At 71.3% G+C, this 13568-nt stretch carries 14 protein-coding genes; 10 read left to right on the top strand and 4 right to left on the bottom strand.

The features are described from left to right. Positions 1 to 19: 19 nt before the first annotated feature. Positions 20 to 1492 carry a glycoside hydrolase gene (locus ABZ027_RS32680; RefSeq protein ID WP_356774651.1) on the bottom strand — a complete coding sequence of 491 codons (1473 nt, stop codon included), beginning with the start codon at positions 1490 to 1492 and terminating at the stop codon, positions 20 to 22. Between the two features lie 282 nt (positions 1493 to 1774). Between ABZ027_RS32680 and ABZ027_RS32675 the strand changes: the two genes are divergently transcribed. The 4 genes from ABZ027_RS32675 to ABZ027_RS32660 all read left to right on the top strand — a co-directional run bounded on the left by ABZ027_RS32675 (position 1775) and on the right by ABZ027_RS32660 (position 4816). Beyond that, positions 1775 to 2611 carry a class E sortase gene (locus tag ABZ027_RS32675; RefSeq protein ID WP_356774649.1) on the top strand — a complete coding sequence of 279 codons (837 nt, stop codon included), beginning with the start codon at positions 1775 to 1777 and terminating at the stop codon, positions 2609 to 2611. Positions 2612 to 2695: 84 nt separating this feature from the next. Next, positions 2696 to 3010, top strand: a complete 315-nt coding sequence (locus tag ABZ027_RS32670; protein WP_356774647.1) for a DUF6412 domain-containing protein — start codon at positions 2696 to 2698, stop codon at positions 3008 to 3010. Positions 3011 to 3114: 104 nt separating this feature from the next. Then, positions 3115 to 3828 (top strand): YidC/Oxa1 family membrane protein insertase, encoded by a 714-nt coding sequence (locus ABZ027_RS32665; RefSeq protein WP_356774645.1) that lies wholly within the window; start codon positions 3115 to 3117, stop codon positions 3826 to 3828. A 130-nt stretch (positions 3829 to 3958) separates the two neighbouring features. Beyond that, the gene (locus ABZ027_RS32660; RefSeq protein ID WP_356774643.1) at positions 3959 to 4816 is read left to right on the top strand and encodes a fumarylacetoacetate hydrolase family protein; all 858 of its coding nucleotides are present in this window, start codon (positions 3959 to 3961) and stop codon (positions 4814 to 4816) included. A gap of 66 nt (positions 4817 to 4882) precedes the next feature. On the opposite strand, the gene ABZ027_RS32655 is transcribed toward ABZ027_RS32660, so the two are convergent. From ABZ027_RS32655 to ABZ027_RS32645, 3 genes are all read right to left on the bottom strand, one after another. Next, positions 4883 to 5749, bottom strand: a complete 867-nt coding sequence (locus ABZ027_RS32655; RefSeq protein ID WP_356774641.1) for an LLM class F420-dependent oxidoreductase — start codon at positions 5747 to 5749, stop codon at positions 4883 to 4885. Between the two features lie 166 nt (positions 5750 to 5915). Beyond that, entirely contained in the window at positions 5916 to 6422 is a 507-nt protein-coding gene (locus ABZ027_RS32650) for a heme-degrading domain-containing protein (protein WP_356774639.1), read from the bottom strand. Then, positions 6419 to 7537: a Gfo/Idh/MocA family oxidoreductase gene (locus ABZ027_RS32645; RefSeq protein WP_356774637.1), complete on the bottom strand. Its 1119-nt coding sequence runs from the start codon at positions 7535 to 7537 to the stop codon at positions 6419 to 6421. Before ABZ027_RS32645 ends, ABZ027_RS32650 begins: the two co-directional genes overlap by 4 nt. Before the next feature lie 212 nt (positions 7538 to 7749). On the opposite strand from ABZ027_RS32645, the gene ABZ027_RS32640 reads away from it, so the two are divergent. From ABZ027_RS32640 to ABZ027_RS32615, 6 genes are all read left to right on the top strand, one after another. Further along, positions 7750 to 8952 carry an ROK family transcriptional regulator gene (locus ABZ027_RS32640; RefSeq protein WP_356774635.1) on the top strand — a complete coding sequence of 401 codons (1203 nt, stop codon included), beginning with the start codon at positions 7750 to 7752 and terminating at the stop codon, positions 8950 to 8952. A gap of 148 nt (positions 8953 to 9100) precedes the next feature. After that, positions 9101 to 9976 carry a hypothetical protein gene (locus ABZ027_RS32635; RefSeq protein WP_356774633.1) on the top strand — a complete coding sequence of 292 codons (876 nt, stop codon included), beginning with the start codon at positions 9101 to 9103 and terminating at the stop codon, positions 9974 to 9976. A 111-nt stretch (positions 9977 to 10087) separates the two neighbouring features. Then, positions 10088 to 10867: an HAD-IIA family hydrolase gene (locus ABZ027_RS32630; protein ID WP_356774631.1), complete on the top strand. Its 780-nt coding sequence runs from the start codon at positions 10088 to 10090 to the stop codon at positions 10865 to 10867. Between the two features lie 104 nt (positions 10868 to 10971). Further along, a complete protein-coding gene (locus tag ABZ027_RS32625; protein ID WP_356774629.1) occupies positions 10972 to 11541 on the top strand; it encodes a hypothetical protein in 570 nt (189 codons plus the stop codon). A 6-nt stretch (positions 11542 to 11547) separates the two neighbouring features. Next, complete coding sequence (locus tag ABZ027_RS32620) at positions 11548 to 12216, top strand: class F sortase (protein ID WP_356774627.1); 669 nt, start codon at positions 11548 to 11550, stop codon at positions 12214 to 12216. 176 nt (positions 12217 to 12392) lie between these two features. After that, complete coding sequence (locus ABZ027_RS32615; protein WP_356774625.1) at positions 12393 to 13421, top strand: glycoside hydrolase family 6 protein; 1029 nt, start codon at positions 12393 to 12395, stop codon at positions 13419 to 13421. The last annotated feature ends 147 nt before the right edge of the window (positions 13422 to 13568 follow it).

The raw sequence follows: 13568 nt of genomic DNA, 5'->3' as shown, positions 1-13568 counted from the left end.
TGCCGTCCGGACAGCACAACTAGATCGTCACGCCGTCGATCTGCAGCGTCTGCACCGCCTTCGCCGCGAACGGGACCGCCACCGTTTTGCCGCTCAGGCGGGTGTCGGAGTACGCCGCGTACTTGTCGCCGCCCGTGGTGACCGTGTTCCAGCGCGGGACCAGGCCGCCCGAGCCGCCGCTGACCGTGGTGAAGCGGGACAGGTCGAAGGTCAGGGTCTGGGCGGCCGTGGAGGTGTTCAGCGCGACGATGACCAGGCGCTTCGCGCTCGCGTCGTAGGCCGCCGCCGCGTAGCTGACGCCCGTGTCGAGGATCCTCATCCCCGGGCGGATGTGACGGCTGAACTGCGCCATTACGTAGTACTTCGTCTGGACGGTCGTCGGCTGGAGGGTGCCCTGGTCGTACGCGATCATCGCCCAGCCCGTGGACGGGTCCATGACCTGCCAGTAGACCCAGGCCGTCGGGTGGAGCCAGCGGAAGTCGTAGAGCAGGTTGCTCGCCATGGTGGCGCCGGTGCCGTCGCTGTCGCCCGTCTCCGAGTTCCACAGGGCCTTGCCGGAGTTCGTGACGACGTCCGTGTAGAGGCCGTCCCTACGGCCGCCCGAGCCCTGGTAGCCGTGTACGTTCACCCGGTTCACCAGGGCCTTCGTCGAGGAGCTGAAGGAACCCCACGTCGTGCGCGCGAGGTCGTAGCTCGTCTCGTCGGACGCCGAGATCTTCGTGGCGGTCAGGCCGCGCTTGTCCAACTCGCTGCGCATGTACGGGAGTACGGCCGACTGGACGGTGGCGTCCATGTGGCAGCCCTCCTGGGTGCCGGTCGCCGTCCACCAGCTGGAGCTGGGCTCGTTGAAGGGGTCGACCGTCGCGAAGTTCACGCCCCAGGCGTTCTTCGCGCGCAGGGCCACCGCGGCCAGGTGGGAGGCGTGCTGGCGGTAGTTCCAGGTCTGGAGGTTGTTGCCGCCGTCCGAGGCGCCCGAGGGGTTGTGGTTGGAGCACATCCACCACATCGGGGAGTTCGCGAACAGCTCGGTCGTCGCGCCCCGGTTCACCGCCTTCACCAGCATCGCGCGCTGGTTGGCGTCCGCGGTCCAGTCCCACGCGGAGGACGCCGGGTCCTCGTTGTTCCAGTCCTGCCAGAAGCCCTCGATCTGCTTGAAGGCGGGGATGTTCGGCGACACGGCCATCGTGGTGCCCGACACGCTGTTCCAGCTGCACGCGCCCAGGTTGTAGCGGGCGATGTTCAGGCCGAGGCCGGGCAGCGTCGTGCCGTTGTACGACACCGACTTGGTGGTGAAGAAGATGTCGGCGAAGTCGTCCCGGGCGCCGAACACATTGGCCCACCAGGCCAGCGAGGTGCCCCAGCCCTCCCATGTGCCGTACGACGTACCGGGGTTGACGGCGATCGTGGCGTCCGCGTGTGCGGTGCCGGTCGCCAGGGCGCTGCCGAGGAGCGAGCCCCCCGCGGCCGTGAGCAGCGTTCTGCGTCGGATCATGGCTACTCCGAAGTCCGATTCGATCGTCGTCGATCCGCGTCGATTCGCGTCGATACCTGAACCGGCGACGTGAGTTGTCCCGCTCATGCCAGGACGAACGAAGCATCGGGTGTGACGTGTGAGGTTGTCGAGCGTTCTGACATCCCTTTCTCAAACCTATGGAGGAAGTGCGGTGCGTCGAACGCCGGGCTGCCCCGGGCGGCGTCGGGCCTGGTGACTTCGAGGCCCCGCCCTTATCGTGCGGGCGGCGGACGGCGCGACCCCGGTCGAGGAGGCGTACGCATGCGGCTTCACGTCGTGCACCACGGCATACGGCGACAACGCTCCCTGCGCCGACGCGCACTGTGGAGCGGCGCCGAAGTCCTCGTCACCGTCGGGGTCCTGGTGCTGCTTCTGGTCGTGCACCAACTGTGGTGGACCAACCGGGAGGCCCGACGGGGCGCCGACCGGAAGGTGGAGGCGCTGGAGCGGACGTGGGACGACGGCGGCGGGAGCGGCGCCGGGAGCGATGGCGGGGGCAGCGACGGAAGCGGCGGAACCGGTGGTGGCAGCGGCACCGGCGAAGGCGATTCCGGTACGTCGGACCCGTCCACGTCTCGCGGGGAACGGGCCGCCCGAAACCCTGCGGACCCGCCGGCCGCCGGCGACCGGTCCTCGGCCCCCCGCCGCTCCCAGGCCTACGCCGTCCTCACCATCCCGCGCCTGAACCTCCGCGTCCCCGTCGCCGAAGGGGTCAGCAAGCGCGACGTCCTCAACAAGGGGTACGTCGGCCACTACCCCGGCACCCAACAGCCGGGCCAGGCCGGGAACTTCGCTCTCGCCGGGCACCGCAACACCCACGGCGAGCCCTTCCGGTACCTCAACCGGCTGCGGGCGAAGGACACCGTCGAGGTCGAGACCAGGGGCGCGGTCTACACGTACGCCGTCGACCGGACCCTGCCGCAGACCTCGGCCCGCGACGCGACCGTGATCCACCGGATCCCGCGTTCCACCGTCCACCCACGCCACGGCTACACCGACCCCGGCTACTACCTCACCCTCACCACCTGCACCCCGGAGTACACGTCCAGATACCGCCTGGTGGTGTGGGCCAAGCTCGTCTCCATGCGCCCGCGTTAGGCGGGGGAGAGGCACCGGCGCGCTCCGGGTCGATCAGGTATAACCGAGGATGGACATACCGTCGTACGAAGGGAGGGGTCGCTCATGATCAGCCGCTGGGCCAGCTCGCGCCCCGCCGTCGTACTGCTGATCCTGCTCCTCGACGTCGCGCTACTCGATGTCGGCAGCCTCTCCGCGGCCGCCGTCGCGCTCGCCGCGACCGCCGCGGCCGGGTCCGCGCTCGCCGTCTGCTCGCTGCTCGCCTCGCGTGCCGCGCCCGCCGTGCCGCCCACCCGGGTGCGTACGGCCATCCGGGACCGGGCCCGCCGTACCGCGTTCCTGCCCCAGCGGGATCCCGACGCCAGGGGGCGCACCCGCCCCCGGGCGCCCGGACACGCCCTCCCGACGACCGTCGTGTAGGGCACCGGCCGCACCAGCTTTCCCTCGTACGTCCGTGTCTTCGCGCGGGTCGTCATGCCGTCTCCCACCTTTCCCGGCAGACAAGACCCCCGGAGGGCTCACCCATGTCCGTCTTCGCCGACCTGGTCCAGAACCTGGCCGACCTGCTCCAACCGCTGTTCGGCGCCGCCGCGGCCGCCGCCGCGATCGTCCTGTTCACGGCACTCGTACGGCTTCTCGTGCATCCCCTGTCCCGGGCGGCGGCCCGTGGACAGAAGGCGCGGACCGCGCTGCAACCGAAGATCGCCGAGCTGCGGAAGCGGCACGCGAAGAACCCCGAGAAGCTGCAGAAGGCCGTCCTGGAACTGCACGCCGAGGAGAAGGTGTCGCCGCTGTCCGGCTGCCTGCCGAGCCTGCTCCAGCTGCCCGCGTTCTTCCTGCTCTACCACCTGTTCTCGAACACGACGATCGGCGGCGGCACGAACGAGCTGCTCACGCACCAATTGTTCGCCGCGCCCCTCGGCGAGCGGTGGACGGACGCGCTGGCCGAGGGCGGGATGTTCGGGGGCGCGGGTCTCGTGTACGTCGGCCTGTTCGCGCTGGTCGCCACGGTCGCCGCGTTCAACTACCGCCGTACGAAGTCGATGATGGCCGCGGCTGTGACGGTGCCGGTGGGGGAGGGCCGGGCGTTGCCCGGGATGGGCGCGATGAACAAGGTCACGCCTCTCATGTCCTTCTTCACTCTGTTCACGGTGGCGGTGGTGCCGCTCGCCGCCGCGCTGTACGTGGTGACCAGCACGACGTGGAGCGCGGTCGAGCGAGCCGTGCTGTACCGGTGACGACCGGGTTCGGCGGTCCAGTCCGTGAACCGGGTATTGCGGACCGGACGCCGAGCTTGGAGGATCGACCAGTCATCCGATGGCTGCACCCGTCGGTCGACAGTGCCGCGATCGAGGGAGATTGTGAATCATGAAGTTGCTGCGAGTCGGTACGGCGGGGGCCGAGCGTCCCGCGCTGCTCGACACCGAGGGGACGCTGCGGGACCTGTCCGGTGTCGTGCCGGACATCGACGGACCGCTGCTCTCCGACGACGAGGCCCTGGGCCGCATCCGCGCCGCCGTCGACGGGGGCACGCTGCCCGCTCTGGACCAGGCGGGCCTGAGGGTCGGGCCGCCCGTCGCTCGTATCGGCAAGATCGTGTGCATCGGGCTCAACTACCACGACCACGCCCGCGAGACGGGGGCCGAGCCGCCGCCCGAGCCGGTGATCTTCTTCAAGGCCGCGGACACGGTCGTCGGGCCGTACGACACGGTGCTTGTCCCCCGCCAGTCCGTGAAGACGGACTGGGAGGTCGAGCTGGCCGTCGTCATCGGGCGTACGGCCCGCTACCTGGAATCCGCCGAGGAGGGGCTCGCGCATGTCGCCGGGTACGCGGTGGCGCACGACGTGTCCGAGCGGGAGTTCCAGATCGAGCGGGGCGGGACCTGGGACAAGGGGAAGAACTGCGAGACGTTCAACCCCCTGGGACCGTGGCTGGTGACGGCCGACGAGGTACCCGATCCGCAGACGCTGTCGCTGCGGCTGTGGGTCAACGGGGAGCTCAAGCAGGACGGGACGACCGCCGAGCAGATCTTCCCGGTGGGGGAGGTCGTGCGGTACGTCAGCCAGTTCATGACGCTGTACCCGGGTGACGTCATCAACACCGGCACGCCGGCGGGGGTCGCGCTGGGCGCGCCCGAGCCCAAGCCGTTCCTGCGGGCCGGGGACGTGGTGGAGCTGGAGATCTCGGGGCTCGGGCGGCAGCGGCAGGAGTTCAAGGACGCCTGAGGGGCTGAGGGGCTAGAGGGCTGAGGGGCGAGGGACCACGGTCCCTCGCCCCTCAGGTGTCTGCGCTCAGGCCAGCAGGGCGGCCAGCCTGCGCCATTCGTCCCTCGGCAGGGACTCCATCGAAGCGTCGTTCACCACCTGCAAGGCAAGGTGGTCCGCACCCGCCTCCTGGAAGGCGCTGATCCGCTTCCGGATGCTGTCCTCGTCGCCCCAGGCGAACAGCGCGTCGACCAGGCGGTCGCTGCCGCCGTCGGTCAGGTCGTCCTCGGTGAAGCCGTGGCGCAGGAAGTTGTTGGTGTAGTTCGGCAGGGGCAGGTAGCGGGCCAGGAACGCGCGGGCCAGGGCGCGGGCCCGGGTCGGGTCCGTCTCCAGGACGACCGCCAGCTCGGGTGCGAGGAGCGGGGCCTGGCCGAGGATCTCGCGGGCGTACGCGGTGTGTTCGGGGGTGACCAGATACGGGATGGCGCCGGCGGCCCGGTCTCGGGTCAGCTCCAGGGACTTCGGGCCGAGGGCGGCCAGCAGGCGGCGGTCCGCGGGTACGCCCGCCTTGTCCAGGGCGTCGAGGTAGGTGACCAGGGCCGAGTAGGGGCGACGGTACTGCTCGGTGTTCCTGGCGTGGGCGACACCGAGACCGAGGGCGAAACGGCCGGGGTGCGTGGCCTCCAGCTCGGCCAGGTCCGCCGCCGTGTCCTCGGCCTCGTGCTGCCAGATGCTCTGGATGCTGGTGCCGTAGGTGATGCGCGAGGTGGCCTCGACGAGCGGTACGGCGTTGCGTACGGCGCTGCTGCCGCCCAGCCAGACGGTGCCGTAGCCCAGTTCCTCCAACTCGGCTGCCGCCTCGGTCAGTTCGCCGCGTCGGGACGGGTCCTCGGAGCGCAGGCCGACACTCCAGATGCCGTACCGTCCGACGGTTTCCTTCAAGGCGTCACTCATGGGTCGGGGTCCCTCCGGTCGGTGCGTCGTACAGGTGTGCGCCGCATCGCTGAGCCACGGCGCCACAGCGGTGCCAACCGGAGGGGGCGCCGGTATCTTCCCGGCAGCGAATTTTCCCCGTCAGTCACGGTCCAGGTATCGCGTCAGCCACGCTCCAGGTATCGCGTCAGCCACGGTCCAGGTACTGCTCCAGGGCCGCCACGACGAACCGGTGGTCCTGGAGCTGCGGCAGCCCCGACACGGTCACCGCTCCGATCACACCCACTCCCTCGACGGTGATCGGGAAGGAGCCGCCGTGGGCCGCGTACTCGTCCGGGTCGAGGCGGGAGGCCTCCTCGAACGTGGTGCCCTTGGCGCGGAACCGGGCGCCGACCAGGTAGGAGGCGGAGCCGTAGCGCTCCACGACCCGGCGCTTGCGGGCGATCCAGGCGTCGTTGTCGGGGGTGGAGCCGGGCAGGGCGGCGTGGAAGAGCTGCTGGCCGGCGCGGTGGATGTCGACGGCGAGGGGCGCCTGCCGTTCCTGGGCCAGCTCCACCAGCAGGGTGCCCAGCGCCCACGCGTCCTCGTAGGTGAACTGCTGGAAGACCAGGCGGCGTTCCTGCGCCTCCAGTTCCTCCAGCGGCGGAGCCAGTTCCGGGTGGAACTTCGGGCCGATCTCCTGGTTGTGCGTCACAGCGTCACCGCCACCGCGTCACGGGCCGAACGGCGTGCCGCCTCCAGTACGTCGAGGGCGGCAGCCGCCTCCAGGGCGGTCACCGGGTTGGGACCGCCGTCGGTCAGGGCCCTGGCCACGGCCGCATAGTAGGCCGGGTAGTCGCCGGGCAGGGTCGGTTCGGGTCGGCCACCGCCGGTCAGCGGGGACTCCCCGGCGCCGACGCGGCCCCACAGCGACTCGGGTTCCAGACCCCAGTCGGTTCCCGCACCGGGACGCTCGCCCTCGCGCAGCGCCGCCTCCTGCGGATCGAGGCCGTACTTCACATAGCCCGCCTTCGAGCCCAGCACCCGGAAGCGGGGGCCGAGTTGGGCGGTCGTCGCGGAGGCGTACAGGTGGGAGCGGACGCCGTTCGCATGCGTGATGGCGATGAAGGTGTCGTCGTCGGCCTCCGCGCCCGGGCGGCGGACGTCCGACTCGGCGTACACAGAGACGGCCGGGCCGAAGAGGACCAGCGCCTGGTCGACGACATGACTGCCGAGGTCGTACAACAGACCTCCGATCTCTGCCGGATCGCCGGACTCCCGCCAGCCGCCCTTCGGCTGCGGCCGCCAGCGCTCGAAGCGGGACTCGAAGCGCCATACGTCGCCCAGCTCGCCGTCGGCGAGGAGCTTGCGCAGCGTCAGGAAGTCGTTGTCCCAGCGGCGGTTCTGGAAGACGGAGAGCAACAGGCCGCGTTCCTCGGCGAGAGCCGCCAGCTCACGCGCCTCGGCGGCCGTACCGGCGACGGGCTTGTCCACGACCACGGGCAGGCCGGCCTTCAGGGCGGTGGTGGCGAGCGGGACGTGCGTCTTGTTCGGGGACGCGATGACGATCAGGTCCAGATCGTCGGCCCGGTCGAACAGCTCGTCCGGTCCGGCGACCGTGCGCACGTCCGGGAACTCGGCGCGGGCCTGCTGCTGCCGCTCGGGGTTCGAGGTGGCCACCGTGTCGAGGACCAGACTCTCGGTGGCGGCGATCAGCGGGGCGTGGAAGACGGAACCCGCGAGGCCGTAGCCGACCAGGCCCACACGAAGGGGGGTATCGGCCGCATCGGCCGTACCAGCTGTACCGGACGGAGCTGTCTTGCCTGTCATGGCTCCCACTTTGGCAACGCTGTTGCCAAAGTGCAAGCGCCGGGGACAATGATGGAGTGAACGGGACGAACAGCGGCGGCGCGGGTACGGACGGTACGGGCAGGGGTGCCGGAGGCTTCAGGGGAACGACCGGAGCGGTGGGGCCGACGACAGGATCCGCAGGATCCCCAGGATCGAGTGGATCAAGGGGATCGAGGGGTTCGGCGGCCGGTGTGGCCGGTGTGAACCTGTTCGCGCTGCGCAGCCACAACACGGCACTCGTCCTCGACCTGCTGCGCACGGCGGGCGCCCGGGGTATCAGCCGGCTCGAGCTCGCCGACCGCACCGGGCTCACCCCGCAGGCCGTCAGCAAGATCACGGCACGGCTGCGGGAGGACGGGCTGGCCGCCGAGGCGGGGCGCCGGGCGTCCACGGGCGGCAAGCCGCGCACGGTCCTGCGTCTGGTGCCGGAGGCCGGGCACGCGGCCGGCGTACACCTGGACCGGGACGAACTGCGGACCGTGCTCGTCGACCTCACCGGGACCGTGGTGGGGGAGCGGCGCGCCCCGCTGGACCTGGGCGCGGGCGCGGACGCCGTGCTGACCGCGGTGACACGGGAGACCACGGCCCTGGTCACCGACATGCTCGGCCCGGCCGCCGCCGCGCGGCTGGGCCCAACCGGCCCCGACGCGCTCGGCCCAGCCCCCGACGCGCTCGACCCGGCCGTCACCGACGCGCTCCACCCGGCCGCCGCCGGGTCGCTCGCCGAGGCCGACACCCTCCTGGGGCTCGGTGTCGCGCTGCCCGGCCCGCTCGACCACACCCGGGGGGTGCTGCACCGGGTCACCGGGTTTCCCGAGTGGGACGGGTTCTCGCTGCGGGACGCCCTGGCACGCCGGGTGGGTGTGCCGGTCGTCGTCGACAAGGACACCAACGCGGCCGCGCTGGGTCTCGCGGTCCGGGGCGAGCGCGGGTCCTTCGCCTACCTGCACCTCGGTACGGGGCTCGGGGCGGGGCTGGTGATCGGCGGAAGCGTGCACCGGGGGGCGCGGACCGGGGCGGGGGAGTTCGGCCATCAGGTCATCCAGCTGGACGGGCCGGTGTGCGGGTGCGGGAACCGCGGGTGCGTGGAGGTGCTGTGTCTGGGGGCGGTGGCGCGAGGAGAGTTGGCGGAGGCGGCGCGGGTGCTGGGGGAGGGCGCCGCGAATCTGGTGGGGCTGCTCGACATCGACCTGGTGCTGCTGGGCGGCCGTACGGTGGCCGCCGATCCGTCGTCCTTCGTACGGGGAGTGGCGGCCGTTCTGGACGCGCGGGCCCGGCGTGCGGGAGGACGGGAGGGGGTGCCGGTACGGGTCGCCTCCGGCGGGGTGCGGGGGGTCGCGGAGGGGGCGGCGCAGTTGTTGTTGGCACCGTTGTTCGGGCGGGGGGACGGGTAGGCGTCACGCAGTCAGGCGCAGGTGCGAGTGCAGGTACCGGCGCCCGGCCCACGGTGGCGCCAATCGGGCGGCATCGCACGCCCATTCGGCGCCCCCGGCGGAATGGCGTCGCCCGTCGGCCCCGCCCACCCGGCAGGGTCATGTGTTCATGCGACTGTCTTCGTCCGCTCTGCTCTGCCTCGCGACGGCCGCCGCCGTTCATCTCCCGCTCGCGCCCCCGGCGTACGCCGACTCCTGTGAGGCCGGGACCGAGGGGAGGGATTTCCCGGTGAGGACCCGGATCCACGGCGGGCCCGACTCCTACGAATCCGGTGGGGGATACGGCGTCTGGTATCTCGACCTCACCAACGCCACCCGCCGGACCTGCGGAAACATCCACCCCGTCGTCATCCTCGTCGACCAGCGCCGTGTTCTGCGCCCCCGCCAGACCCACCTGGAGTTCTACGCAGGGGACCCCGCGCGCCCGCACCCCGTGCGGTTCGAGCGGACCGACGCCGACGAACTGGTCGGAGTCTTCGACGGCGAGGAGAAGGGAGACGAGGAAACCAAGAAGGAGGGAGAGCGGAAGGGGAAGGAGGGCGAGCGCGACCCCTTCCCCGGTTTCACCGTCGCCCCCGGCGAGACCTTCACCGTGAAGGTGCGGCTCGCGGTCACCTCGGATGCCGGGCCGAACGAGGTCACCGCCGGCGCGGCCGTCGTACAGCGGAAGGAAGACGACCAGGACGACGGTGAGTGGGTCGGGCAGTCGAACGACTACCGGTTCGCCATCTCCACCGAAGCCACAGCCGATGAAGCCACAGCCAATGAAGCCGCAACCGAAGAAGCCACCGCCGATCACCCCTCGCCGAGCCCCGGCGCGGACGCCACCGCACCCGCCGCCGACGCCACCGCACCGGCCGCCGGCCACCTCCCCTTCGCCGACGAACTCGCCCGCAGCGGCCGTGGCCGGACCGTCGCCCTCGCGACCACCGCCCTGCTGCTCATCGTCGTCGGCGCCCTGCTGGTCGCCCGCAAGCGACCCTGAACCCGCTCCCGCCGCCACCTCCGAAAACTGGCCATTCCCTCAAGATCCGGCCTCTGTCTAGGCTGTGCGCACGCAGCACCGCGAACATGCGTACGGCAGGAGATCCCGCACATGGCAGACCGCAGGCCCATCGAGTCGTGGCTCACCGACATGGACGGTGTGCTCATCCACGAGGGCGTACCGATCCCCGGCGCCGACGCCTTCCTCAAGAGGCTCCGCGAGTCCGGCAGGCCCTTCCTGGTCCTCACCAACAACTCGATATACACCCCGCGCGACCTGCACGCCCGCCTGCGCCGCCTGGGCCTGGACGTGCCGGTCGAGTCCATCTGGACCTCGGCGCTGGCCACCGCCCAGTTCCTGGACGACCAGCGGCCGGGCGGATCGGCGTACGTGATCGGCGAGGCGGGCCTGACCACCGCGCTGCACGACATCGGCTACATCCTCACCGACCACGAGCCGGACTACGTCGTCCTCGGCGAGACGCGGACCTACTCCTTCGAGGCCATGACCAAAGCCGTACGGCTCATCGAGGGCGGCGCCCGGTTCATCGCCACCAACCCCGACGAGACCGGCCCCTCGACCGAGGGACCGCTGCCCGCGACCGGTGCCGTGGCCGCGCTGATCACCAAGGCGACGGGCCGGAAGCCGTACTTCGCGGGCAAGCCGAACCCGCTGATGATGCGGACCGGCCTCAACGCCATCGGCGCCCACTCCGAGACCAGCGCCATGATCGGCGACCGTATGGACACCGACGTCCTGGCCGGCATGGAGGCCGGGATGCAGACCTTCCTGGTGCTCACCGGACTGACCAGGCCGGAGCAGGTCGACAACTTCCCCTACCGGCCGTCCACGGTCGTTGATTCGATCGCGGACCTCGTCGACCGGATCTGAAACCACCCGGACCAAATTCACGACCCGCACGGAGTAATGGGGTCCCCACCGAGGATGCGGGGAGGGGGGCCCGGGGGGAGGCTCCAGATGTCTGGAGGTTCACGATGGGTTCACTACGTCTCACTCTCTGTTCCACCGTCCTGGCTGTCGCCGCTCTCACTCCGGCCGCGCACGCGACCGACGGCGACAGCGTCACGGTGACCCCGTCCTCCCCGGCCCCGGGCGCCGACGTGGCGCTGCGGGTGAATGGCTGCGCCGTGAAGTCGGCCACCGCGACCTCGGCGGCGTTCGTGACCGACGCCCGCCTCACCGGCTCCGGCGGCACCCTCGCCGGGGAGACCCGCGTCCGCACCTCGATCAGGGCGGGCTCGTACGACGTGCGGATCAGCTGCGCCGACCTCCAGGTGAAGGACAGGATCACCGTCGGTCACAGCGGCTCGGCGGGGTCGTCCGCCCAGGCCTCCCCGTCCGCCCAGGCCGCCCCGCCCGCGCACGCCTCCCCGGTCGCCCCGGTCCCCGCGGGCGGCGGAGGCACCGCCACTCTGTCCGCGTCGCAAGACGCCAGGGCGGCGGGTCCCGGTACGGCACAAGGAGTGACCGGACTGGTCCTCGTCGGGGTCGCCGCGGTCGCCGTCGCGCTGCTCGGCAGCCGCCGGAGCCGCAGGACGGGTTGATGGGCGATGTCCGACCGAGAACACACCAGCGGCACCGGCCGCCTGCTCACCGGCGTGACCTGGGCGCTCCTGCTGCTCGGGCTGTGGATGTGGGGACGCGAGGTGACCGACGTACGGCACGGCGGGTCAGCGTCGGCCACCGGCGACATGGCGGCGGTCGGCCGTCCCCCGGACGTGCGGCTCCCGCCCTCGTCCCGGCCGCTCGGGGGCGCGCTCCCGCAGCGCGTCGACATCCCCGACCTAGGGGTCCAGGCACCGGTCGTGGCCCGCGGCCTGAACGGGCAGGGCGCGATCGATCCGCCGCCCTACGACCAGGCGGGCGTCGTCGGCTGGTACGCGGCCGGGGTGAAGCCAGGGGCGGCCGGGACCGCCCTGATGGTGGGTCACGTCGACACCGAGACCCGGCCCGCCGTCTTCTACAGGATCAGTGCGATGAAGCCCGGCCAGACGGTCAGGGTGTTCCGCGACGACGGCAAGGTCGCCGAGTTCACCGTCGAGGACGTCCAGGTCGTCAACCGCGACCGCTTCGACGCCCAGCAGGTCTACGGCCCCCGGCGGACCGGGCGCTCCGAGCTGCGGCTGATCACCTGCGGCGGCGCCTTCGACCGGGTCAGCCGCAGCTACTCGGCGAACGTGATCGTCTCGGCGTACCTCACGGGCAGCACGGGACGGTGAGGGTGCGGACAGGAGTTCGACGTGGTGTGCGGGCAGTTGGTGCGTCCCGTACCGGCGTGCGCCCCCCTTGCCGTCGGGGCTGCGACAGCACCGGACAACGCTCGCGCGTTCCCGTGGCGGACCCCCCTGATGTGTCACGATTGAGGCTTGTAACGGTGCACCCAAGGGGGAGTTGGATGTACGTCAGCAGGGGAACCGGAACGCGGGCTGCCGCGGCGGTGCTGGGGGCGGCACTGCTGCTCGCAGGCTGTTCCTCGGGCGACGGAGGCGATGGAGGGGACCAGCAGGACGACGGCACCGGCATCTCCCAACAGCCCAAGGAGAAGGACCCCTTCTGGGTCAACCCGGACAGCAACGCCGCGCGGCAGGTGAAGGAGTACGAGCAGGCGGGCAAGACGGCCGAGGCCCAGCAGATCCGCAAGCTCGCCGAGCAGCCGACCGCCGAGTGGATCAGCCCGGAGAACCCCGAGGAACAGGCCCGGGGCTTCACGGAGGCCGCGGTGAAGGCGGACCGCGACGCACTGCTGGTCGTCTACAACATCCCGCACCGTGACTGCGGCCAGTTCTCGTCGGGCGGTGCCGCCGACGGCGACGCGTACCGGTCGTTCCTCGACAAGGTGGCCGCGGGCATCGGCGACCGCCCCGCGACGGTGATCCTGGAGCCGGACGCGGTGCTGCACATGGTGGACAACTGCACGCCCCAGCAGTTCCACGAGGAGCGCTACAACCTCCTCAAGGGCGCCGTCGAGAAGCTCACAGCGCTGAAGAGCACCAGGGTCTACCTGGACGCGGGCAACGCCGGCTGGGGCAAGCCCGACGAGATCTTCGGACCCCTCAAGCGCGCCGGCATCGACCAGGCCGACGGCTTCGCGGTCAACGTCTCCAACTACTACGCCACCGAGCAGTCCATCACCTACGGCAAGGAACTCTCCTCGAAGGTGGGCGGCAAGCCGTTCGTCATCGACACCAGCCGCAACGGCAACGGGCCCTACGACGGCGGCGACCCGAACAAGCGCTGGTGCAATCCGCCCGGCCGGGCCCTGGGCGAGAGGCCGACCACCGAAACGGCCGACCCGCTGGTCGACGCGTACATCTGGGTCAAGCGCCCGGGGGAGTCGGACGGCGAGTGCAAGGGCGGCCCGAAGGCGGGCCAGTGGTGGCCGGACTACGCCCTGGAACTGGCCCAGGCGTCAGACGGGGCCTAGTGCTCTGACCGGGAAGGTTCACGGGGTTGTGTGCACGCTGCAGCTGCCGTGAGGCTCGGACCCCGCGGACGCCCGATGGGCGGCCGCTGCCTCCAAGTGGGATGAATCGAGGCGGTGCGGGAGTTGGGATGTCGCGACGGGGCTGTC

Origin of the sequence: Streptomyces sp. NPDC006332, from assembly GCF_040612855.1 — a bacterium.
GTDB lineage: Bacteria > Actinomycetota > Actinomycetes > Streptomycetales > Streptomycetaceae > Streptomyces.
Note: the sequence above shows the minus strand (reverse complement) of the source record. Positions and strands in the feature narration are given on the sequence as shown.